This is a genomic window from Bradyrhizobium sp. ERR14 (genome assembly GCF_014198235.1).
GTDB lineage: Bacteria > Pseudomonadota > Alphaproteobacteria > Rhizobiales > Xanthobacteraceae > Bradyrhizobium.
In genome coordinates this window covers 463,324-484,742 of record NZ_JACIHD010000001.1, presented here as the reverse complement: position 1 = coordinate 484,742, position 21,419 = coordinate 463,324, and the positions used below count along the sequence as shown (strand labels likewise).

21 protein-coding genes are annotated in these 21,419 nt (G+C 63.9%); 10 read left to right on the top strand and 11 right to left on the bottom strand.

All coding sequences use genetic code 11. The features are described 5' to 3' along the window. Window positions 1-115 precede the first annotated feature (115 nt). Entirely contained in the window at window positions 116-391 is a 276-nt protein-coding gene (locus GGD62_RS02395; RefSeq protein WP_049815128.1) for a hypothetical protein, read from the bottom strand. Window positions 392-644: 253 nt separating this feature from the next. Between GGD62_RS02395 and GGD62_RS02390 the strand changes: the two genes are divergently transcribed. Both GGD62_RS02390 and GGD62_RS02385 read left to right on the top strand, forming a co-directional pair. Next, on the top strand, window positions 645-2,453 hold the full coding sequence (locus tag GGD62_RS02390; protein WP_026202867.1) for an alpha/beta hydrolase: 1,809 nt from the start codon (window positions 645-647) through the stop codon (window positions 2,451-2,453). Window positions 2,454-2,520: 67 nt separating this feature from the next. Continuing rightward, complete coding sequence (locus tag GGD62_RS02385) at window positions 2,521-2,919, top strand: MAPEG family protein (RefSeq protein ID WP_018323054.1); 399 nt, start codon at window positions 2,521-2,523, stop codon at window positions 2,917-2,919. Between the two features lie 130 nt (window positions 2,920-3,049). Here the strand turns inward: GGD62_RS02385 and argC are convergent, their stop codons facing one another. The 3 genes from argC to GGD62_RS02370 all read right to left on the bottom strand — a co-directional run bounded on the left by argC (window position 3,050) and on the right by GGD62_RS02370 (window position 5,451). Further along, window positions 3,050-4,033, bottom strand: a complete 984-nt coding sequence (argC, locus tag GGD62_RS02380) for an N-acetyl-gamma-glutamyl-phosphate reductase (RefSeq protein WP_183706953.1) — start codon at window positions 4,031-4,033, stop codon at window positions 3,050-3,052. Next, on the bottom strand, window positions 4,030-4,695 hold the full coding sequence (locus tag GGD62_RS02375) for an FMN-binding negative transcriptional regulator (RefSeq protein ID WP_183706952.1): 666 nt from the start codon (window positions 4,693-4,695) through the stop codon (window positions 4,030-4,032). Before GGD62_RS02375 ends, argC begins: the two co-directional genes overlap by 4 nt. Before the next feature lie 225 nt (window positions 4,696-4,920). Continuing rightward, entirely contained in the window at window positions 4,921-5,451 is a 531-nt protein-coding gene (locus tag GGD62_RS02370) for a DedA family protein (protein WP_018323051.1), read from the bottom strand. A gap of 274 nt (window positions 5,452-5,725) precedes the next feature. Between GGD62_RS02370 and parE the strand changes: the two genes are divergently transcribed. From parE to GGD62_RS02350, 4 genes are all read left to right on the top strand, one after another. Beyond that, the gene (gene parE, locus GGD62_RS02365; protein ID WP_018323050.1) at window positions 5,726-7,771 is read left to right on the top strand and encodes a DNA topoisomerase IV subunit B; all 2,046 of its coding nucleotides are present in this window, start codon (window positions 5,726-5,728) and stop codon (window positions 7,769-7,771) included. 427 nt (window positions 7,772-8,198) lie between these two features. Further along, complete coding sequence (locus GGD62_RS02360; RefSeq protein ID WP_018323049.1) at window positions 8,199-8,981, top strand: outer membrane protein; 783 nt, start codon at window positions 8,199-8,201, stop codon at window positions 8,979-8,981. 305 nt (window positions 8,982-9,286) lie between these two features. Beyond that, on the top strand, window positions 9,287-9,472 hold the full coding sequence (locus tag GGD62_RS02355; protein ID WP_028144810.1) for a hypothetical protein: 186 nt from the start codon (window positions 9,287-9,289) through the stop codon (window positions 9,470-9,472). A 21-nt stretch (window positions 9,473-9,493) separates the two neighbouring features. Next, window positions 9,494-10,264: an SDR family NAD(P)-dependent oxidoreductase gene (locus tag GGD62_RS02350; protein WP_183234175.1), complete on the top strand. Its 771-nt coding sequence runs from the start codon at window positions 9,494-9,496 to the stop codon at window positions 10,262-10,264. A gap of 115 nt (window positions 10,265-10,379) precedes the next feature. On the opposite strand, the gene GGD62_RS02345 is transcribed toward GGD62_RS02350, so the two are convergent. From GGD62_RS02345 to GGD62_RS02325, 5 genes are all read right to left on the bottom strand, one after another. After that, on the bottom strand, window positions 10,380-11,144 hold the full coding sequence (locus GGD62_RS02345; RefSeq protein ID WP_018323046.1) for an outer membrane protein: 765 nt from the start codon (window positions 11,142-11,144) through the stop codon (window positions 10,380-10,382). A gap of 180 nt (window positions 11,145-11,324) precedes the next feature. Then, window positions 11,325-12,572: an FAD-dependent oxidoreductase gene (locus GGD62_RS02340; RefSeq protein ID WP_183706951.1), complete on the bottom strand. Its 1,248-nt coding sequence runs from the start codon at window positions 12,570-12,572 to the stop codon at window positions 11,325-11,327. Between the two features lie 233 nt (window positions 12,573-12,805). Then, a complete protein-coding gene (locus GGD62_RS40705; RefSeq protein WP_246799977.1) occupies window positions 12,806-13,057 on the bottom strand; it encodes a hypothetical protein in 252 nt (83 codons plus the stop codon). A 315-nt stretch (window positions 13,058-13,372) separates the two neighbouring features. Next, window positions 13,373-13,591 (bottom strand): hypothetical protein, encoded by a 219-nt coding sequence (locus GGD62_RS02330; RefSeq protein ID WP_018323043.1) that lies wholly within the window; start codon window positions 13,589-13,591, stop codon window positions 13,373-13,375. Between the two features lie 226 nt (window positions 13,592-13,817). Continuing rightward, entirely contained in the window at window positions 13,818-15,326 is a 1,509-nt protein-coding gene (locus GGD62_RS02325; RefSeq protein ID WP_018323042.1) for a caspase family protein, read from the bottom strand. A 207-nt stretch (window positions 15,327-15,533) separates the two neighbouring features. Here GGD62_RS02325 and GGD62_RS02320 point away from each other — a divergent pair, with 207 nt between their 5' ends. The 4 genes from GGD62_RS02320 (at window position 15,534) to fabA (ending at window position 20,276) form a co-directional block, all read left to right on the top strand. After that, entirely contained in the window at window positions 15,534-16,496 is a 963-nt protein-coding gene (locus tag GGD62_RS02320) for a helix-turn-helix domain-containing protein (RefSeq protein WP_183706950.1), read from the top strand. A gap of 300 nt (window positions 16,497-16,796) precedes the next feature. Continuing rightward, window positions 16,797-18,314, top strand: coding sequence for a DEAD/DEAH box helicase (locus GGD62_RS02315; RefSeq protein WP_092258561.1), 1,518 nt, complete (start codon window positions 16,797-16,799; stop codon window positions 18,312-18,314). A gap of 165 nt (window positions 18,315-18,479) precedes the next feature. Next, window positions 18,480-19,547, top strand: a complete 1,068-nt coding sequence (locus GGD62_RS02310) for a GGDEF domain-containing protein (RefSeq protein WP_092258564.1) — start codon at window positions 18,480-18,482, stop codon at window positions 19,545-19,547. Window positions 19,548-19,745: 198 nt separating this feature from the next. Then, window positions 19,746-20,276, top strand: coding sequence for a bifunctional 3-hydroxydecanoyl-ACP dehydratase/trans-2-decenoyl-ACP isomerase (fabA, locus tag GGD62_RS02305; protein WP_179730576.1), 531 nt, complete (start codon window positions 19,746-19,748; stop codon window positions 20,274-20,276). A gap of 56 nt (window positions 20,277-20,332) precedes the next feature. On the opposite strand, the gene GGD62_RS02300 is transcribed toward fabA, so the two are convergent. Continuing rightward, window positions 20,333-20,773, bottom strand: a complete 441-nt coding sequence (locus GGD62_RS02300) for a TfoX/Sxy family protein (RefSeq protein ID WP_092258570.1) — start codon at window positions 20,771-20,773, stop codon at window positions 20,333-20,335. Window positions 20,774-20,984: 211 nt separating this feature from the next. Continuing rightward, entirely contained in the window at window positions 20,985-21,383 is a 399-nt protein-coding gene (locus GGD62_RS02295; RefSeq protein WP_018323036.1) for an iron-sulfur cluster assembly accessory protein, read from the bottom strand. Window positions 21,384-21,419 lie beyond the last annotated feature (36 nt).

Sequence of the window (21,419 nt, the reverse complement as noted above, 5' to 3'; positions counted from 1 at the left end):
AATGCTTAGAGCAATCATCGACGACGAAGACTGAAGTCGTTCGCCCTGACTCTCGGCTGAACTGTGGTCTTTTAGCACGGCAAGGCGGGGGCGCCAGCGATTACCTTGGAGCGGCTCATTTCGCATCCTTGCCGGCGACGGCCTGGCGATCGCGCGCGGCGGCGAGCTCAGCCTCGATCTTGGCACGTTGCTCCGGCGGGATGACCGCTTGATCGCGATCCGGCGGCAGGTCGTGCACCGGCAGATAGGTGCCGGGCTCCCGGGGATGCGCCTGCGCGTCCGTGGGCGTCATATCCGCGAGCTGGCTCGAGCAGCCGCCGACGGCAAGCGCCGCGATCAGCAGCGCGCCGCGGATCGGCAGCGTCTTTTGCAGGTCCCACAACGCCAACACTTGGGAAATCCCCTACTCGTCCCAAAGCACGGCCCCGGGCAACCTTACCCAAGACCGCGCCCAAGCTCAAACCATTGCTGCCCAAATGGTGCGAGCCAGAAAACAGCCATTGCCCACCAAGCCGAGCGGTGCGGCCCGAATGTGACGGAACCAAGAAGATTTGTCGCAGTGCAACACATCTTCGAGAGTGTTTAACGTCAAACATGCGAGCTTCGCGGTGACGAATACGGAATGAATCGTTACTGTTCTGCTCATGAGTATGGCCACGACCGATACGCCCAAACCCGAGACGAAGTTCGATGCGGAAGCCTTCGCGATGAATGTCGCGCGGGCGATGGAGAGCGGCGGCAAGGCGCTGGCCGCTTACCTCAAGCCGCGCGAGAGCGGCGAGGTGCAGGATCGCCCGCCGCCCGAGCTCACCGAGGTCGTCAAGACCTTCACCTCGGTTGCCGAATACTGGCTCTCGGATACGTCCCGCTCTTCCGATCTGCAGACCAAGCTCGCCAAGGACTATCTCGACCTCTGGGGCTCGGCGGTGCGCCGCATGGCCGGCCAGGACGCGCCGCCCGCGATCGCGCCCTCGCCGCGCGACAAGCGCTTTGCCGACCCGGAATGGAAATCGAACCAGTTCTTCGATTTCGTGATGCAGCTCTATCTGCTCACGACCAAATGGGCGCAGGAGCTGGTGCGCGATGCCGAGGGGCTCGATCCGCAGACCCGCCGCAAGGCGGAGTTCTACGTCCAGCAGGTCATCAACGCGATCTCGCCGTCCAACTTCGTGCTGACCAACCCCGAGGTGCTGCGCGAGACCGTGACCAGCAGCGGCGAGAACCTCGCCCGCGGCCTGAAGATGCTGGCCGAGGACATCGCAGCCGGCAAGGGCATGCTGAAGATCCGCCAGTCCAATCCGGACAACCTCGTCGTCGGCGTCAACATGGCGACGACGCCGGGCAAGGTGATCTACCAGAACGAGATGATGCAGCTGATCCAGTATTCGCCGACCACGGAGACGGTGCTGCGCACCCCGCTCCTGATCGTGCCGCCCTGGATCAACAAGTTCTACATCCTCGATCTCAAGCCGGAGAAATCCTACATCAAGTGGTGCGTCGACCAGGGCATCACCGTGTTCGTGATCTCATGGGTCAATCCCGACAAGCGGCTCGGCAACAAGAGCTGGGAAGACTACATGAAGGAAGGTCCGCTCACGGCGATGGACGTGATCGAGAGGGTCACGGGCGAGATGAAGGTGCATACCGCCGGCTATTGCGTCGGCGGCACCATGCTCGCGACCACGCTGGCCTGGCTCGCCGAGAAGCGCCGCCAGCGCGTGTCGTCCGCGACGTTCTTCGCGGCCCAGGTCGATTTCACCCATGCCGGCGACCTCCTGGTGTTCGTCGACGAGGAGCAGATCACGGCGCTCGAGCAGGACATGAGGGCGGCCGGCGTGCTCGAAGGCTCGAAGATGGCGATGGCCTTCAACATGCTGCGCTCCAACGATCTGATCTGGTCCTACGTCGTCAGCAACTATCTGAAGGGGCAGCAGCCGAGCGCGTTCGACCTTTTGCACTGGAATTCGGACGCGACGCGGATGACCGCGTCGAACCATTCCTATTACTTGCGCAATTGCTATCTGGAGAACCGCCTCTCCACCGGCACGATGGTGCTCGACAACACGCTGCTCGATCTCTCCAAGGTCAAGGTGCCCGTCTACAACCTCGCCACCCGCGAGGACCACATCGCACCTGCTGAATCGGTGCTGTATGGCTCGCAGTTCTTCGGCGGCCCGGTGAAATACGTGCTGTCGGGCTCGGGTCACATCGCCGGCGTCGTCAATCCGCCCGCCTCGAACAAGTACCAGTACTGGACCAACGACAACATCAAGGACGTCAACGTCGCGCAATGGATGAAGGAAGCCGTCGAGCACAAGGGCTCGTGGTGGCCGGACTGGCGCCAATGGCTGGGCGAGCTCGATCCGGAGCAAGTCCCGGCGCGCAGCGTCGGCAGCGACGCCCTGCCCCCGATCGAGGACGCGCCCGGCAGCTATGTCAGGGTTCGCGCATAGCGGACTCTGCCGCGCTCTTGTATAGACTCGCTCTCAAGGCAGCAGCGACGACAGAGGGGACCGGACTATGACGCGCGAATTGTTCTGGCTGACACTGACGGTGATCCTGACCGGCATCCTCTGGATTCCCTACACCATCAACCGGTGCCAGGTCCGCGGTCTCAGTGGCGCGCTGGCCAATCCCTCGCGCGGCGACAAGCCGCAGGCGGAATGGGCGAACCGCCTGATGTTCGCGCACGACAATGCGGTCGAGAACCTCGTGCTCTTTGCGCCGCTGGTGCTGATCCTCAACGCGATCGACTATTCGACAAAATGGACCGTGCTCGCCTGCGCCGTCTATTTCTGGTCCCGCGTCGCGCATCTCATCGTCTACGCGATCGGCATCCCGGTGTTCCGCACGCTGGCCTTCACCGTCGGCTTCCTCGCCCAGGCCGTGCTGGTGCTGGCGATCTTCAAGGTGGTTTGATTTCGTGTCCCGGACGCGCGAAGCGCGAGCCGGGACCCAGATGGCCGCAAACGAAGCTGAAAACATGGGCCCTCGGCTCAGCAGCGCACCGCCAAGCGGCGCTGCGCTGCGTCCGGGGCACGAGACTGCCCTACTCCTCCGGCAATCCCAGCATCAGCCGCATGTTCTGCACGGCTGCGCCCGAGGCGCCCTTGCCGAGATTGTCGAGCCGGGCGACCAGCACGGCCTGGTGATATTTGTCGCTGGCGAAGACGTAGAGCTCGAGCATGTTGGTCTCGTTGACCGCCTCCGGCTCGATCCGGCCGCCCTTTGACGCTTCGTTCTGCAGCGGCATCACCGAGACGTATTTCGAGCCGGCATAACGCTTGGCGAGCGCGGCCTGGAGCGCCGCACCATCCGGCTTGCCGGGCAGCGTGTCGAGCTGCAGCGGCACCGAGACCAGCATGCCCTGCCGATAGTTGCCGACCGACGGAATGAAGATCGGCCGCCGCGTCAGGTTCGAATAGAGCTGCATCTCCGGCAAATGCTTGTGCTCGAAGCCAAGGCCGTAGAGCTCGAAGGACGGTGCGCTGCCGTCCTCGAAGCTCGCGATCATCGACTTGCCGCCGCCGGAATAGCCGCTCACCGCGTTGACGGTGACGGGATAATCGGGCGGCAACAGGCCGGCATCGACGATGGGCCGCAGCAGCGCGATCGCGCCGGTGGGATAGCAGCCGGGATTGGAGACCTTCTTAGCGGCCTTGATCTTGCCGGCCTGATCCGCCGTCAGCTCGGGAAAACCGTAAGCCCAGTCAGGCGCGACCCGGTACGCGGTCGAGGCATCCAGCACCTTCGGGCCCGCAACGCCCATGCTGTCGACCAGCGCAACCGTTTCCTTGGCGGCATCGTCGGGCAGGCAGAGGATGACGAGATCCACCTCCTCCATCAGCGCCTTCTTGGCCGCGGGGTCCTTGCGCTTGTCGTCGGCAATCGTCTTCACGACGACGTCGTTCTGGAGTTTCAGCCGCTCGTTGATGCCGAGCCCGGTGGTACCGGAGCCGCCGTCGACGAAGACGGTCGCGGGCTTCTTCGCCGCGCTGGTGGTCGGAGCTTTGGTGGTGTCAGCGAGGCTCATGATGCGCTCCCTTCGAGCATGTTCGTGTCGTCTGCAAAAACCTGCGGCCTTGCCTGCCGCATCAAATCTGAGATCTGCTTGGCGTCGGCATCGCCGGCGCTGAGCGCATTGGCGATCGCCGCATAGTCGGCGTCCGATTTGTGCTGGTTGAGCTTGAAGCTGCCTTCGACCTCCTCAACCGTCATCACCAGACCCACGATCGCCTTCTTCATCGTCTCGAGCCGTCCGGCCGTCATCTTGTCCGATGTCCACGGCTTCTTCGGCAGCAGCCAGTTCTCGAACTTGTCGCTGAGCGTGGCGATCTGCACCGCCAGCTCGTCGTCCGACAACATCCGCACCGGCCCGCTCAGATGCACCGACTGGTAGAGCCAGGTCGGCACCTGGTCCGGCGAGACGTACCAGTCCGGCGATACATAGGCATCGGGGCCATTGACCGCGAGCAGCCAGGACGCTGCGCCGTCCGCAAGCTTTAACAGCGGATTGTGACGGGCGACATGAAAGGCGGCCTGCGGCGTGCCGTCGGCGGCATAGGTCAAATAGAACGGCAGCGGGGAAGCGACCGGTTTCTTGCCGTCAAAGGCGCACATGGTGCCGAAGCCGCGCTCTTCGGCGAACTTCAGGTTTGCGGCGCGGTCCTGCTTGAAAAAGGGTGGCGTGTACATCGTGGTCTCCTGCTGGGCCTCCTTGGGGGGCCGCCGGATCAGATCGCGCTGACAGGAGAGAGAGTGCCGCGGATCGGATCCAGCGGCAAAGACGATGATCTCAAACGCGATCGACCGCCCAAACCGCTAAAGAGCGGCGGCGGCGACGGGCGAACAGGATGGTCGCAGCGTTGATCATGGCGCGCGGCTATAAGGCCAGATCGGGTTTCCGTCAAGGTTTCGGCGTCAGATGACCCGCCAGATCCATTCCATGATCTTGGCGAGCACGTCGCCGAACATCAGGAGCACGGCCGACCAGATCAGGGCCGAGACGAAATTGGCGGCCTGGAAGCTCCAATAGGGCATCTCGAAGATGCCGGCCGCGAGCGGCACCGAGGCGCGCAAGGGTCCGAAGAAGCGGCCGATGAAGATGCTGGGGATGCCCCAGCTGCGCACGAAAGCCTCGCCCCTGGGCAGGAGTTCCGGATAGCGCGAGAGCGGCCACATCTGGGCGACCTTCTCCTTGTAGCGGTAGCCGAACCAGTACGAAACCCAGTCGCCGAGCGCCGCGCCGAGGCCGCCGGCGATCCAGACCGGATAGAAGCTGATCCCGCTCGCCCCGATCAGCGCACCGATCGCGACCAGCGCGCCCCAGGCCGGGACCAAGAGCGAAATGAAAGCGAGCGACTCTCCGAAGGCGAGCACGAACACGATCGGGGCCGCCCAGGCCTGGTGAGCGCGCACGAATTCGGCCAGGGCGTGCGCATACTGCTCCATCAAAAAAAAGCCTTCCCGCCCCGTCTCAAGGTGCTGCTCGATGAAAAAGACTGGTAAGCCAAGGGCTTGTGTGACATCAAGTCACAAAACTCGCCTCGCCGCGGACTGGCCGGTCAAATTGCCGGGAATTGCAGGGGCTGCGGCGTAAAATCGCCGGGATTGGCTCCCAACGACACCGCCGGGCCTGCCCTGCGGTAACCTTTCCAAGTCAGAAGTGGCATAGTCGGCCTAACCGATTCGCCGCTTATGCGGCCCTCAAAGCGCATCAAGATATATGTCCAAGCAGTTGAAACCCAAAGCAAAAGACGATTTTTTCGGCGGCGACGAGCCGAAACCCCGGGCGCCTGCCAAGGCGGCTTCGCGCGGAACCGGCGGGGAAGCCGACTACACCGCAGCCGACATCGAGGTGCTCGAAGGCCTGGAACCGGTGCGGCGCCGGCCCGGCATGTATATCGGCGGCACCGACGAGAAGGCGCTGCATCATCTGTTCGCCGAGGTCATCGACAACTCGATGGACGAGGCGCTGGCGGGACATGCGACCTTCATCGGCGTCGAGCTCTCCGCGGATGGTTTCCTGACCGTCACCGACAACGGCCGCGGCATCCCGATCGATCCGCATCCAAAATTCCCGAAGAAGTCGGCGCTCGAAGTTATCATGTGCACGCTGCATTCGGGCGGCAAATTCGACTCCAAGGTCTACGAGACCTCCGGCGGCTTGCACGGCGTCGGCATCTCCGTGGTGAACGCCCTCTCCTCGTTGCTCGAGGTCGAGGTCGCGCGCAGCCAGAAGCTCTACCGCATGACGTTCGAGCGCGGACACCCCAAGGGCAAGCTCGAGGATCTCGGCAAGATCAACAACCGCCGCGGCACGCGCGTCCGCTTCAAGCCCGATACCGACATCTTCGGCGCCAAGGCTGCGTTCAAGCCGCAGCGCCTGTTCAAGATGACGCGCTCGAAGGCGTATCTGTTCGGCGGCGTCGAGATCCGCTGGAATTGCGCGCCCGAGCTGCTCAAGGGCGTCGAGGACGTCCCGGCGGAGGCGACGTTCCACTTCCCCGGCGGCCTCAAGGATTATCTGGCGGCAGCAATTCACGCCGACACGCTGGTGCACCCGGATATCTTCTCCGGCAAGTCCGGCCGCAATGGCGCGCATGGCGCCTGCGAATGGGCGGTGGCCTGGACCGCAGATGCCGACGGCTTCCTCTCTTCCTATACCAACACCGTCCCGACACCCGATGGCGGCACGCACGAATCCGGCCTGCGCAGCGCACTGCTGCGCGGCCTGAAGGATCACGCCGAGCGCGTGGGCCAGGGCAAGCGCGCCTCGTCAATAACGTCGGAAGACGTGATGGTCGGTGCCGCCGTGATGCTCTCGGTGTTCGTGCGCGAGCCTGAATTCCAGGGCCAGACCAAGGATCGTCTCGCCACCGCGGAGGCGCAGCGCATCGTCGAGCAGGCGATGAAGGATCCGTTCGATCACTGGCTGTCGGGCAATCCGAACATGGCCAACCGGCTGCTCGATTTCGTGATCGACCGCGCCGAAGAGCGGCTGCGGCGGCGGCAGGAGAAAGAGACCGCGCGGAAAACCGCCGGCAAGAAGCTGCGCCTGCCCGGCAAGCTCGCCGACTGCACCGACGCCGGCACCGAAGGCTCCGAACTCTTCATCGTCGAAGGCGACTCGGCCGGCGGCAGCGCCAAGCAGGCGCGCGACCGCAAGACCCAGGCCGTGCTGCCACTGCGCGGCAAGATCCTCAACGTCGCATCGGCCGGCAAGGACAAGCTGACGGCCAACGCCCAGCTCTCCGACCTCGTGCAGGCGATCGGTTGCGGCCAGCTCCTGCAATACCGCGAAGAGGATCTGCGCTATCAGCGCATCATCATCATGACCGACGCCGACGTCGACGGCGCGCACATCGCCTCGCTGCTGATCACCTTCTTCTATCGGCAGATGCCGCGGCTGATCGACGAAGGGCACCTCTTCCTCGCGGTGCCGCCGCTCTACAAGCTCACGCACGGCACCAAGTCGGTCTACGCGCGCGACGACAAGCACAAGGAAGAGCTGATCAAGAGCGCGTTCAACGCCAACGCCAAGGTCGAGGTGAACCGGTTCAAAGGCCTCGGCGAGATGATGCCGGCGCAGCTCAAGGAGACCACCATGGATCCGAGCAAGCGCACGCTGCTCAAGGTGGTACTGCTCGCCGACGATCGCGACACCACGGCGGATTCGGTGGAACGGCTGATGGGCACCAAGGCCGAGGCGCGCTTCGCGTTCATCTCGGACAAGGCCGAGTTTGCCAGCGAAGAGCTGCTGGACGTTTGAGTCCTCGGCGCTGCAGCGCTTCATCGAGAGCCCCGGCGAAAAGCCGGGGCTCTTTTGCTTTGCGGGGCGATGACGTCGCTGCGGTGCCTACGGCTTTGAGCGATTCCCGGCATCGTCGTTGCGACTCGGCCAACGACTCACGGCGCTCAGGCGGAGGCACGACTGCCTCCATTTCGGACAAGGCGGGATTTGCTAACGAAACCTTACCCGAGGTTGAATTCCAAAAATCTCAGTAAGGCTTTGAATTTATGGGGTTATTCCAGATCTCGACAACCGCGACCGAAATGCCCGCGTATCGGCGTTTTCCGGCGACTGTGCCTGCCCGGCAACAGCATTCCGGCGGGAAACGTCTATAGTCCGGACATCAGATGACACGAACTTCAGTGCGCTCGCGCTGCTACACAGACCAAGGTTGGGGATTTTTATCATGAAGAAGGTTTTGCTCGCTCTGACCGCGGTTGCCGCGATGACCGGTTCGGCCTCGGCGGCCGATCTCGGTGCCCGTCCCTACGTGAAGGCCCCGATGCCGGCGCCCGTCGCCAACTGGACCGGTTTCTACGTCTTCGGCGGCGGCGGCGGCGGCCTCTCCAATGCCGACCAGCACGTCCAGACCACTGTTGGTGCGGTTCCGCTGACGATCGACCAGCGCCAGGGCGGCTCCGGTTGGTTCGGCACCGTCGGCGCCGGTTACGACTGGCAGTTCAGCGGCACCTGGGTCGCCGGTGTGTTCGCTGACGGCCAGTTCGGCAGCATCCGCGCCACCATCCAGGATCCGATCGTCGGCATCACCGGCAACCAGAAGCTGGAAACCTCCTGGGCCGCGGGCGTGCGCCTCGGCTGGCTGGTCGCCCCGAATGTTCTCTCCTACGTCAACGGCGGTTACTCGGGCGCCCACTTCGGCCAGACCAACTTCACCACGCTGGGCGGCACCCCGGCCGGCATCCACCTCAACAGCTACAACCGCAACGGCTGGTTCGTCGGCGGCGGTGTCGAGAACAGCCTGAACATCTTCGGCGTCTCTTCGCCCGGCTGGTTCATGAAGACCGAGTACCGTTCGGCCTTCTACAACGCCAAGACCTCGAACGAGCTCTTCGACGGTACCAACGCGCTGGTCGGCCGCGACATCCGCGCCAACAGCTGGAACCAGACGATCTCGACCTCGCTGGTCTACCGCTTCAACTGGACCGGTCCGGTCGTCGCGAAGTACTGATCCGAACGCAAATTCAGACGTCAAAGCCCCGGCATCGCCGGGGCTTTTTCGTTATGGGGCTCCCCTCGCGCGCTAGCCTGCAGCAGATCCGCCGGGCGCGGAATCGCATCACAGTCCGCAACCAGCGCGGCCAAGATTAGCTGCGGCCGGAATCATTCCTGCCCCGGACATGCGTCCTGCTGCGGCCCTGCATCGGCGGCCATTGTATCTGAACTGAAGCTACGGCTAGTCTGGTGCCAAGCTTTCCTGACCGTGGCGATTGATGCCGCGGGTCGCGACGGAAGCGGACCGACGGGGAGGAATGCATGCGCAGATTTCTGCTTGTAGCAGGCCTGTTTGCCCTCGCCGTCGGGCTGCTCTGGATTGGACAGGGCACGGGTACGGTTCCGTGGCCGCGATCGAGCTTCATGGTCAACCAGCTGCATTGGGCCGGCTATGGCGCCGCCATGGCCGGCTTCGGGCTGGTGCTGATCTGGCAGAGCAATCAATAAAAGAAACCAGGGAATACAAGCATGACATCCAGCCGGTTCGAGCTCCGCGGCAAGGTCGCGGTCGTAACAGGAGGTAATGGCGGCATCGGGCTCGGCATGGCGCGCGGCCTTGCCGATGCCGGCGCCGACATCGCCGTGGTCGGCCGCAACGAAGCGAAGTCCAAAGCAGCGGTCGAAGATCTCAGGCAGCGCGGCGTCAAGGCGATCGCAGTTGCGACCGATGTCACCGAAAGGGCCGCGATCGAAGCCATGATCGCGCGCGTGGTGAAGGATCTCGGCCGCATCGACATCCTCGTCAACAATGCCGGCATGAGCATCCGCAAGCCGCCGCACGAGCTCGAGCTCGACGAGTGGAACAAGGTGATCGACACCAACCTCACCAGCGCCTTCCTGTGCTCGAAGCTCGCTTATCCGGCCTTGAAGGCGTCAGGAAACGGCAAGGTGATCAACATCGGCTCGATGATGTCGATCTTCGGTGCGAGCTTCGCCACCGCCTACGCGGCAAGCAAGGGCGGCATCGTGCAGTACACGCGTGCCTGCGCCAATGCCTGGGCGCCCGACAACATCCAGGTCAATGCGATCCTGCCGGGCTGGATCGATACCGACCTCACCCGCGGCGCGCGGCAGCAGGTATCGGGATTGCACGAGCGGGTGCTGGCGCGCACGCCTGCGGGGCGCTGGGGCGACATCGACGATTTCGCCGGCATCGCCGTGTTCCTGGCCTCGCCCGCATCGAACTTTGTCACGGGCACCGCGATCCCCGTCGATGGCGGCTTCTCGGTGATGGCCTGAGGCCACACCTTCCGGCCATTCAGCAACGCAAAAAAGAAGCCCCGGACAAGTCCGGGGCTTTTGAATTTATGCAGTGCTTTTTTTGATCGTTGGTCGCGTTGCGTCGTCGACGTGCTCAGTAACGGGCAATGACCGGTGCGTCGAACTTGTAGCTCGCGCGCACGACGGCCCATTGGATGTCGCGCGGCTTGGCGTCGAAGGTGTAATTCCCCGAGGTGCCGCCGAGCTGATAGGTCTGGCTGCCGAAGGCCGCGTAATTGTATTCGAGGCCGACGATCCAGTTGCGGGTGACGCCGTATTCCCAGCCCGCGCCGACAGTCCAGCCGTTGGCCCAGTGGGTCTGTCCGCCCGAGCCCGACACACCGACGGTGTCGCTGACCGACAGACGGTTGTTCGCGCCGGCATAGCCGCCCTTGACGTAGAAGAGGTTGTTCTGCACGGCGAAGCCGGCGCGGCCGACCACGGTCGCGAGCACGTTGGTGCGCCAGGAGAACACGTCGTCGCCCGCACCGAACGCGGTGTTCGTGAACGAGCCCTTGTTGTCGAGGCCGGAGATCGTGCCTTCCATGCCGAACACGTAGTTGTTGGCCTGCCAGTTGTAGCCGATCTGGGCGCCGCCCATGATGCCCGCGCTGCGCTGACGATAGCCTTCGCCCGGGACGAGATCGCCGAACGGCGCACCGATCCCATTGTTGATGAACTGCTGGTTGGTCCAGGCGCCGCCGATGTGGCCGCCGACATAGAAGCCGGTCCAGTTGAACAGCGGCTCGACATAAGCGGGCGCCTTCGCGTAGCGCGCGCCGAGATCGGCGGCAGAGGCCACGCCCGTCGAAACCAGAGCGGTCGTGCAGGCGAAGGCGGCAATCAATTTGTTACGCATGGTACAACCCCGTGTCCTTTGATGGACGCACGGTCACAGACGGGTGTTACTAAAATTCGAATCAACAGAGTTAACGTGGCGGATGGGCACGCGCAGGTCCGTGAATCCGTTGGCGCTGTTGCACGCCCGCAACGCCACTTGCGCGATTTAACGCGAAATTATCCCTGCCGAACTCCTGCGCTACGATGCCGGCGTGGCTTTCGAATGCACGTGCTCAGGCCGCACGCCGAGCGCAAGCAGGCGCGCCGGGATGCCCTGCAGCCATGGCAGCGCAGTGATGAGACGCACGATCAGCGGCACTTTGAGTGGCCTATCGCTCCCCTGCAAGGCGCCGCTGATGATGTTGTTCTGCACGATCACCTGCATGCGCTGCGTCATCTTCACCGGGAACTCGCGGCGACGGCGCACGGCATCGAGCTCATCCTCGGACGGGCAGCCGTGCTGCATCTTGTCCGCCAGCAGATTGGCGGTTGCGACTGCATCCTGCACGGCGAGATTGACACCAACTCCGCCGACCGGAGACATCGCATGCGCGGCATCGCCAATGCAAAGCAGACCCGGCCGCGTCCAGCGCGCCATGCGGTTGATCGCGACGGTCAGCAGCTTGACGTCGTCGAAGCTTTTCACGTCGGCGATGCCGGAGCGAAGGATCGGCGCCATGCGCACGACGTCGTCGAGCAGCGCCTGCAGTCCCCTCGCCTTCACCGCCTCATGCTGTCCCTTGGCGATGACATAGGCGCACTGCCAATAGTCGCCGCGGTCGAAAGTGATCATCATCTTGCCGGGCTCGACGCGCGCGAACACGCTTTCCGTCTCGTCGGCCTTGCGGCCGGCGCGGAACCACAGCACGTCCATCGGCGCGCCGATTTCCTCGACGACGAGGCCGGCGCGCTCGCGCACCGTCGAATGCCGGCCGTCGCAGGCGATGGTGAGATCGGCTTCGATGTCGATGATGCCGTCGGGCGTTTTCGCCCGCACGCCGGCGATCGTCTCGCCGCGGCGGATCAGATCGACCGCCTCAGTGCTCATCATCACCTCGAGCGAGGCGAAGCGCCGGCCGGCCTCGCGCAGGAAATTCAGAAAGTCCCATTGCGGCATGAAGGCGATGAAGGGGTATTTGGTGTGGAGCCGGCTGAGATCGGCGATGCGCACCGGTGTGCCGCCGAACAGGCCGTCCATCTTCTGTAGGCGCTGGTGCGGCAGCTTCAGGAAGCCGTCGATCAGACCGAGTTCGTCCATCACCTGAAGCGTCGAGGGATGCACGGTGTCGCCGCGGAAATCGCGGAAGAAGTCGGCATGCTTCTCCAGCACCGCGACTTCGATGCCGGCGCGCCCCAGGAGATAGCCGAGCATCATCCCGGCCGGCCCGCCGCCGACGATGCAGCAACGGACTTTTTTCGTCCGGTTCGGTTGTTGGTCGGATGTCATTGCAGCCACGATCCGCGATGCGAGTCTCGATCAAGATATGGCGGGCAATGTAACGCCGATTCCGGTCGAATGGCGCTTGAATTTGGCTGTGCGATCTCCAACGCCGGCCGCTCAGATCGCACCAATCCTTGCGATCCGGAATAAGCGGCACCCCCTGCTGTTTTCAGCAGATAAGACCCTGAAGGGCATCAGAGGCCCGCACTGCGCGGGCCCTTTCATGGACGGAAGCCAAACTATTTCTGATCCTCATTGCTGGTCCCGGTGCCGGGACTGCCGATCGGCAACCCGTTCGGTGCATGACCGACACCTGCGTTCCGTCCAGCTTGCGCGGCCGCTGGCGAGGTGCCGTTTGCAGTCGGGGACTGAACGTTCGGATTGTTCAGGCCGGTGTTGGTGTTGACGTTGGCCCCGGTGGTGGTGCCATGAACCCCCATTCCCGAAGGAGCCGACGGCCCCGAATTGGCGCTGCTGGATGAGGTACCCATTCCGGCACCTGAGCTGGCCGCAGATCCCGCGCCGCCGGTCCCTGTACCGGCCGCGGCACTGCCACCGCCAGCAGCACCACCGCCGCCTCCGCCAGCACCGCCGCCACCCTGAGCAAAAGCGGTCGTCGAAAGCGCAGCGCATGCGAAAGCTACGAGGATGGACTTGCGGATCATGGATTGTCTCCCTGGTTTGGTGGACAATCCAACGACCCAATGAGTTGTTCCCTCGCCTGGGTGAACACGGGTCCGCCGTCCTTGGGGAACGCCCACAATCCCGCCGTGTATTGGTCCCCTTGGGGGCCTAGACGTACCAAGTCACCCCCCAATCTCCTTGAGCAAGGCACGGCGTTTGTCGTGAAGTTCGCGGAGATATTGCTTATTCGAACGCTGCGTCTCCTGCCACTCGATGCGATCTTCAGCGGTCCAAAGGAAGGACTCGCGTTCGAAGCGAGCTATCTCGGCCTCATCGAATTCCTTATAAAGCTTGATATCACGCTCCACCTCTTCCAGTTGTTCCTGGATCGTTTTTGGCATCAGCCGTTCCCCCGGCCTAGCCTCCAGCCTGATCCAGTCTTCGGCTCAAATTACGGGGTTAGCAACAGAGGTTTGCTCGGTTCGGTGAGCTCACGCATTGATTAAAGGCTATTGCGTAAGATTTTCTGTATTTTGCCGGATCCGAGCCTCGCTGCGAGAAATCCGCTCCCTCGGGTCACCACCCTGCTTTGACGGCTGCGCTCCGGCCAGCGAACGCCGTCAATCACTACTGCCGGTTCGCACTCCGAAAGCTCTTGATCTCCGAGACGCTGCCGTCGCGATAGGTCAGCTCCACCGAGACGGACTGCGTGGCGGGGGCAAGCTTCATGTAGAGCGGCATGCCGGCGGTAATCGCACTGGGGTCGCGCATGTCGCAAGCAGGCATCTTCAGCACCTGGTTGGGCACGGCAGTGTCGATGCCGATGCGCACCTCGCGGATGGCGCAGCGATAGGACACGAGGTGCGTGTAGTAGACCAGCAGCCCGTTGAACTCGCGGAACGACAGCCAGCTCGTCGACGTCATGTCGAGGATCTTGCGCTGGTCGCGGATCAGCGCGGCCTCGGGATCGAACCGGATCGGGAACGGCCCCTGCATGTCGCCGGATTGATCGACATAGCGGACCTCGATGGTGCCGGCCGCAGCGTCCGGCGGCAATTCGATCGACGGGTTAGGCATCCGCTTGCGCGTGCGCGGATCGAGCGTATCGATGAAGCCGGTCTCGCGGAAATCGCCCTTGCCGGCCATGCGCCAGGAAATGCCGAGCGTCGGGTCGGCGAACGAGAACACCACGCTCCAGCCGCCATTGTGCCGCGAGAAGCTCGCGATCGGCGCGTTGAGGGTCTCCTCCTTCGGCAGTTGCGGCACTGACACCGGCGGCAGCGCCGCGAGCTTCTGCGGCGGCGGATCAGCCGGCCGCGCGACGGCGTCCTTCGCCATGCCGCTGAGGAAGACGTCGTCGACCATCTGGTCGAAATAGACCGGCACCTGCCTGTGCTTGACGGTATCGGCCATCTCGCTGACGGCACGGCGGGTGCGCTGCGCCACCTGCACGAGGTTCTCGCCGGGCTGCAGCAGCTCCTTGGCGAAGGTGCGCGTGAACACCGAATTGGGATTGGCGTCGTCGTTGGAGAGGCGGTCGAGCGCGGTCTGGCGGGGACCGGCCGAAAACACCGAGAACACGCCTTCAGGCAGCTGCACCATCGGAGCAAGCCCGCCGCCACCGGCCACCGCGCGGGTGCCCTTGCGCTCGAACGGGTTGTTGCGGCAGGCATCGAACACCAGGATCGAGGTCCGCGCCTTCTTGTTCTGGAGGCGCTCGACGATTCGGTCGGCCAGGATCGATGCGTCACGCACCAGCTCTTCCTGCCCTTCGGTCGCTGCCGGCACGTCCGTCGGCAGCAGGTAGTTCTGGCCCGCGATCTCGAAGCCGTGGCCGGCGTAGAAGAAGAACGCGGTATCGCCCGGCTCGATCGCCTTGTCGAAGGCGAGCAGGGTCTCGGAGAATTGCTGCCGGCTCTGGTTCTCTGCGACCATCACCGAGAAGCCGAGCTGCTTCAGCGTATCGCCCATGGTGCGGGCGTCGTTGACCGCCTTGAGCAGCTTCGGCACGTTCCTGTAGTCGTTATTACCAATGACGAGCGCGACACGCTTCTCGGCATAGGCGGGAGCTACGAAGCCGCTCAGGCTCGCCGCCAGGCCAAGGGCCGCCAGAATTCCGAAAAGCCGACGCGTCATCGCAAAATTCCCGTTGCAGAACGGCGCTAGGCCGCTTCCCTCGAACAGCAGTTCATTGGACCCCCTGCCGCTGTGTGATAGTCGGCCCAGACGTAACGAGGGTTCAAGGGCCCGGGCCCCGGTTCCACGATCTGCCTATGGCAGATTGCGCTGGAATCTGCTTTTTCTTTGGCATCAGGCAAACGCGCTCGAAGCGAGGGGGCTGCCGTGTATCGCTGGTGTACCGACGAAGTCGAGCCGCACGATCGCTTCGATTATTGGCGCGAGGTGCGCTCCAAGGGATTGTTCGGCGTCACCGCCGAACTCGAGCGCGAACGGCGCGCGGACTTTTTCGGCGAATTCTCGCTGCGCCAGCTTGGCGGCGCCGGCCTCGTCGAGCTGAAGGCCTCGCAATATACGGTCGAGCGCAGCAGCTCCGACATCGCCTACGCACCCGGCGACAGCATCTGCGTCTACCAGCAGCTCGGCAGCGGCGGCTGGTTCGGCGGCATGCGCGGAAACGACTTCGCGATCGCCCCGGGCAGTTTCGCCACCAGCCATACTGACCTGCCTTACCGCACGGCGCCGCTGGGTGCCGGGGGCTTCCATTTGCGGATCCTGAAGATTCCGGTCAGCAGCATCCCGGCGCAGGACAAACGCATGCGCGAGCTTGCGCCCCGGACGTTCAGCGATCCCACCCTGGCGCCCCTGCTCGGTGCCTGCTTTGCCGAGCTCGGCGAAGCCTCCGCGGATCAGGGCGCCAGCGATGCGACCTCCCTCGTCCAGGCTCTGGCCCATCTGGCGCTGATCGAGCGCGGCATCGTCAGGCCCGGCAGCCGGCGCGGACAGGCCGCGCTGCGGACGGCCCGTCTCTCGCGGGCCCGGCGCCTGATCGCGGGCCACCTGCAAAACCCGGATCTGGCGCCGACGATGGTGGCCGACGAGCTCGGCGTGTCGGTGCGCCACCTGCACATGCTGTTCGAGACCGCGGCGAAGAGCTTCTCGCAGACTGTGACGGACGAACGCCTGAAACAGAGCCGCCGCCTGATGCGCGAGGCACCGGAGCGGCTGATCGCCGACATCGCGACCTCCTGCGGCTTCGAGAGCCTGGCAACCTACTACCGGGTCTTCAATGCCGCTTATGGCATGGCCCCGGGTGACTTCCGGGCGCAGGGCTCGGATGGGGGTTAGCCGTCGTTTTGGCGGCTCCGGCCGGAGCGCGGGACTGGGGCGGAAAAACCCCAGTTGCACCCGCTATTTGGTAAAAACCTCAGGTTTTTTAGGACCTTCCCGCGCCCGCTCCATTGACTTTGGCCGATTCCCGCCTATGTTCCGGGGCGACGCGGCTCAGATCGAAGACCGATTCCTGAGCCTGGCGCTTTGTTCGCGTGAGTCAGCACCCCCAGCTTCTTTGAGAGCGCGCCGTTTCGGGGTGGAACGCGACAGCCTTATTACCCTCGATTCCGAACGGCGGTTTCGACCAGAGGCTCAATGTCCTTTTCAGATCTCGGACTGTCCGAAAAAGTCCTCGCCGCAGTGGCGGCCACCGGTTACACCACCCCCACCCCCATTCAGGAACAGGCGATCCCCCACGTCCTCGCACGCAAGGACGTGCTCGGCATCGCCCAGACCGGCACCGGCAAGACCGCGGCCTTCGTGCTGCCGATGCTCACCATCCTCGAAAAGGGCCGGGCCCGGGCGCGGATGCCGCGCACGCTGATCCTCGAGCCGACCCGCGAGCTCGCGGCCCAGGTCAAGGAAAACTTCGACCGCTACGGCGCCGGCCAGAAACTCAACGTCGCGCTACTGATCGGCGGCGTTTCCTTCGGTGACCAGGATGCCAAGCTGACGCGCGGCGTCGACGTGCTGATCGCCACCCCCGGCCGCCTGCTCGACCATACCGAGCGCGGCGGCTTGCTCCTTACCGGGGTCGAGCTGCTCGTCATCGACGAAGCCGATCGCATGCTGGACATGGGCTTCATCCCCGACATCGAACGCGTCTGCAAGCTCGTCCCGTTCACGCGACAGACCCTGTTCTTCACCGCGACGATGCCGCCGGAAATCCGGCGCATCACCGAAGCCTTCCTGCACAATCCGCAGAAGGTCGAAGTGTCCAAGCCTGCCACGACTGCCGTGACGGTCACGCAGTCGCAGGTGCCCGCGGGACGCGAGGCGCACGAGAAGCGCGAGTTGCTTCGCCGCCTGCTGCGCGAGGCCAAGGACCTCAAGAACGCGATCATTTTCTGCAATCGCAAGCGCGAAGTCGCCATCGTTCACAAATCGCTCCAGAAGCATGGTTTCAGCGTCGGCGCACTGCACGGCGACATGGACCAGCCGGCCCGCATGGCGGCGCTCGAACAGTTCCGCAAGGGTGAGCTCCCCCTCCTCGTCGCCTCGGACGTTGCCGCCCGCGGCCTCGACATTCCCGAGGTCAGCCACGTCTTCAATTTCGACGTCCCCCACCATCCCGATGACTACGTCCATCGCGTCGGCCGCACCGGCCGCGCCGGCCGCACCGGCACCGCGATCTCGATCGTGACGCCGCTCGACCAGAAGTCGATGGTGGCCATCGAGAAGCTGATCGGCCAGAGCATTCCGCGCGCCGAAGGCGACTTTGAAATCCACGCCGAAGCCTCCGATGGGGCCGAGCGTCCGCGCGAGTCGCGTGGCCGCGAACGTTCACGCGGCGGACGCGGCAAGCCGCAGCGCGGCCGTGATCGTGAGCGCAGCCATGAGCCGCGCGAGGCCCGTGGCGAAACGCGACATGCTTCCGAAGCAAAGAGTTCTTCGGAGGCAAGACAGCCCGCTGAAGCAAGGCATCGTTCCGACGACAAGCGCAGGGCCGAGCCGCGTCACGACGCGCGACAGCAGTCCAATAATTCGCATGTGCCGTCGATCGGCCGTCCCGAGCCCCGCCGTCAGCGCGAGGCCGACAGCGAGCCGGGCGATCACTCGCATCTGCCGGCGTTTCTGCTGCGGCCGGTTCGCTCCTCCCCCGCCGGGGCCTGAGGCGCGAGGCGCCCCAGGTTTCGGTTGAGCAAAGCCGCCCCACAATTTTTTAGATGCATTCGTGAACGTATATTTACGGGGTGTTCACGATCGTCCGTTAGCCTACGAACATAATTTAAGCATTGCTGCGGTCGACGGCGCACCGACCGCTGTGGGGTATGTTCCGTGGTCAAGGTTCTCGACGAACACGAACGCACGATGGCGTTCGCCGAGGTAGCGCTCGGGCAGATCCGATCGCTGCGGCAGACGGCAATTCCTCGCAACTATGAGATTTGGTACGTCTACGCCACCGGCTACAACGCGCCTCTCAACAAGATCGTCAACGAGACGCTGGCGCGCAGCGGCAAGCTGACTGAAGCCGATCTCGAGCAGATCTACGAGACCTATCTCTCCCACATCAAGACCACCGACCGCATCGACAAGGTCGGCGCGCGCGTCATCGGCGAGATCGACGACGTGATGAAGGTCTTGAGCGATGCACTCGGCATGACCGGCTCCTACGATGCCAGCCTGTCGGGAGCCACCGAGAAACTGGCGTCGGCCAAGAACCGCGAGCAGATCAAGGCGATCGTCGAGACGCTGCTGCGTTCGACCAGCGAGATGCGCGAGACCAACAAGACGCTGGAAGACCGGCTGACGCTGTCGAAGAACGAGATCAGCAATCTCCAGCAGAGCCTTGAGGCGATCCGCGCCGAGAGCCTGACCGATCCGCTCACGGGCCTTGGCAACCGCAAATATTTCGACCGCATGATCGACATGGCGGTGCAGAGCGCCCTCGCCTCGGGCGAGCCGCTGTCGCTGCTGCTGTTCGACATCGATCATTTCAAGTCGTTCAACGATTCCTACGGCCATCTCACCGGCGACCAGGTGCTGCGGCTCGTCGGTCTGTCGCTGAAGCAGACCATCAAGGGCCAGGACATCACCGCGCGCTATGGCGGCGAGGAATTCGCGGTCGTGCTGCCCAACACCGCGCTGCGTCAGGCTCTCACGGTGGCCGACCATATCCGCCGCGCGGTGATGGCGAAGGAATTGAAGAAGAAGTCCACCGGCGAGATCCTCGGCCGCGTCACCATCTCCGTCGGCGTCTCCATGCTCAAGCCGGGCGACGACACCGACGCGCTGATCGAGCGTGCGGATGCCTGCCTCTACGCCGCCAAGCGCAACGGCCGCAATCGCGTGATCTGCGAAGCCGATCCGGAATACGCGGTCGAAACCCACAGCCGGGTGGCGTAGATTTTCAAAGAGCTGCCGTAGGGTGGGCAAAGGCGCGTGAGCGCCGTGCCCACGATCTCGGCATGATTATTTCGAACCGTGGGCGCGCTTCGCTTTGCCCACCCTACAGCATCGCCGCTTGACATTATTCCGTGGCGAACAAAATCTGACAAGACAACATTGGCCGTCTGCACCCGAGCCCCCAAAGGACTTGTCGTCGTGCCCAATCCCCATGATTTTCACACGCCGCAATCGTCCTACACCAGGGATGAGCTGCTGAGATCGAGCGACGGCGGCTATTTCGGCCCCGGCAATGCGCAATTGCCCGCGCCGCCGATGCTGATGATGGACCGCATCACGGAAATCAGCCTGGACGGCGGCGAATTCGGCAAGGGCCATATCGTCGGCGAGCTGGACATCGCGCCGGACCACTGGTTCTTCGATGCCCATTATTGCGGTGACGCGATGATGCCGCCGACGCTCGCACTGGACGCCATGTGGCAGATGGTGGGCTATTGGCTCGGCTGGTCAGGTTCACCGGGCAAGGGCCGCGCCATCGGCGTCGGCGAAGTCGAGTGCACGGGCACCGTCACGCCGGAGACGCGATGCGTGCGTTACGAGGTCGCCATGAGGATGGTCAGGCGCGGCAAGCTGGTGCTCGGGATAGCCGACGGCCGCGTGCTCGCCGACGGCATCTGCATGTTTACGGCGAAGGACATGAGGGTCGGCCTGACCAAGGCCGCAGACTGAGCTCTCGTAGGGTGGGCATAGGCGCGCACAGCGCCGCGCCCACGATCTGCGCATGATTATTTCGAACGGTGGGCACGCTTCGCTTTGCCCACCCTACGGACCGTCTTCTTGACTGGCTTCTTTGCCAACCGCTTCTTGGCAACGGACTTCTTCGATGCAACCTTCTTCGGCCGCGTCTTCACCTTGGCGCGCTGGGCGGCGGCGAGCGCCGCCCTCGCCCATTGCGCGAGCTCGGCGGAATCGTCGAACAGGCGCGCCGGCAGCTCCCAATAGGAGTTGACCACCACGGTCTTGGCGCGGGTCGAATATTGAAACGGTTTTGAGCCTTCGGCTTCAAAGTCCGGGATCGTCACCTCGTCTGCGCGCAAGAACAGGCCGGCACGCAGTGACAGCGCGAAGTTGATGCCGTCGGCGGAGATGCCGTAGCCGGAGAACATTTTTCGGATGGTGACGGGGCCGAAATCGGCGAACAGGTCGATCAGGAATTCGCGGTCCATGGCCCAACTAACTCCCTAGTGTCGTCCCTGCGAACGCAGCGACCCCAGCGCGAGCGCTTCGCGCTCGTCGCGATAATCACAGGGAGGAGTTTAGCGAAGACTGTTAGTCGTGCCAGCTCCGGTACTGGCACCTTCCGCTCAAGATAGATCCACGCAGTATGGGTCCCCGCGTTCGCGGGGACGACAGCGGAGCGCTTGGCGTGAGCCGGGCCTACCCGTCGATCTTGGCCGGCCGCAGCTCGACCGACTCGCCGCAGCCACAGGCGGAGATCTGGTTCGGATTGTTGAAGACGAACTGGGCCTGCATCTTGTCGGCCTTGTAGTCCATCTCGGTGCCCAGCAGGAACAGCACGGCTTTGGGATCGACCAGGATCTTGACGCCCTTGTCCTCCACGACCTCGTCGGTCGGGCGGACATCATGGGCATATTCGACCGTGTAGGACTGGCCGGCGCAGCCGCCGTTCTTCACGCCGACGCGCAAGCCGACGATCTCGGAATCGGCGCGCTGGGTCAGCTCGGTGATGCGCTGGGCAGCAGCGTCCGTCAGCCGCATCACCTGCGGGCGCGGCCGCCGCGGCTTCGGAGTGGATGCTGGTGTCGCCTGGGTCATCTTATCTATCTGGTCCGTTGCGGAGCAAATTCAATG

What these genes read in the sequence shown, in the direction of transcription:
- GGD62_RS02350 (WP_183234175.1), top strand. Translation starts at nt 9,494, where the DNA reads ATGACATCCAGCCGGTTCGAGCTCCGCGGCAAGGTCGCGGTCGTAACA.
- GGD62_RS02300 (WP_092258570.1), bottom strand. Translation starts at nt 20,773, where the DNA reads ATGGACCGCGAATTCCTGATCGACCTGTTCGCCGATTTCGGCCCCGTC.
- GGD62_RS02340 (WP_183706951.1), bottom strand. Translation starts at nt 12,572, where the DNA reads ATGACATCCGACCAACAACCGAACCGGACGAAAAAAGTCCGTTGCTGC.
- GGD62_RS02375 (WP_183706952.1), bottom strand. Translation starts at nt 4,695, where the DNA reads ATGTACACGCCACCCTTTTTCAAGCAGGACCGCGCCGCAAACCTGAAG.
- GGD62_RS02345 (WP_018323046.1), bottom strand. Translation starts at nt 11,144, where the DNA reads ATGCGTAACAAATTGATTGCCGCCTTCGCCTGCACGACCGCTCTGGTT.
- GGD62_RS02370 (WP_018323051.1), bottom strand. Translation starts at nt 5,451, where the DNA reads ATGGAGCAGTATGCGCACGCCCTGGCCGAATTCGTGCGCGCTCACCAG.
- parE (WP_018323050.1), top strand. Translation starts at nt 5,726, where the DNA reads ATGTCCAAGCAGTTGAAACCCAAAGCAAAAGACGATTTTTTCGGCGGC.
- GGD62_RS40705 (WP_246799977.1), bottom strand. Translation starts at nt 13,057, where the DNA reads ATGGGTACCTCATCCAGCAGCGCCAATTCGGGGCCGTCGGCTCCTTCG.
- GGD62_RS02355 (WP_028144810.1), top strand. Translation starts at nt 9,287, where the DNA reads ATGCGCAGATTTCTGCTTGTAGCAGGCCTGTTTGCCCTCGCCGTCGGG.
- GGD62_RS02390 (WP_026202867.1), top strand. Translation starts at nt 645, where the DNA reads ATGAGTATGGCCACGACCGATACGCCCAAACCCGAGACGAAGTTCGAT.
- GGD62_RS02315 (WP_092258561.1), top strand. Translation starts at nt 16,797, where the DNA reads ATGTCCTTTTCAGATCTCGGACTGTCCGAAAAAGTCCTCGCCGCAGTG.
- GGD62_RS02385 (WP_018323054.1), top strand. Translation starts at nt 2,521, where the DNA reads ATGACGCGCGAATTGTTCTGGCTGACACTGACGGTGATCCTGACCGGC.
- GGD62_RS02330 (WP_018323043.1), bottom strand. Translation starts at nt 13,591, where the DNA reads ATGCCAAAAACGATCCAGGAACAACTGGAAGAGGTGGAGCGTGATATC.
- GGD62_RS02295 (WP_018323036.1), bottom strand. Translation starts at nt 21,383, where the DNA reads ATGACCCAGGCGACACCAGCATCCACTCCGAAGCCGCGGCGGCCGCGC.
- GGD62_RS02325 (WP_018323042.1), bottom strand. Translation starts at nt 15,326, where the DNA reads ATGACGCGTCGGCTTTTCGGAATTCTGGCGGCCCTTGGCCTGGCGGCG.
- GGD62_RS02360 (WP_018323049.1), top strand. Translation starts at nt 8,199, where the DNA reads ATGAAGAAGGTTTTGCTCGCTCTGACCGCGGTTGCCGCGATGACCGGT.
- argC (WP_183706953.1), bottom strand. Translation starts at nt 4,033, where the DNA reads ATGAGCCTCGCTGACACCACCAAAGCTCCGACCACCAGCGCGGCGAAG.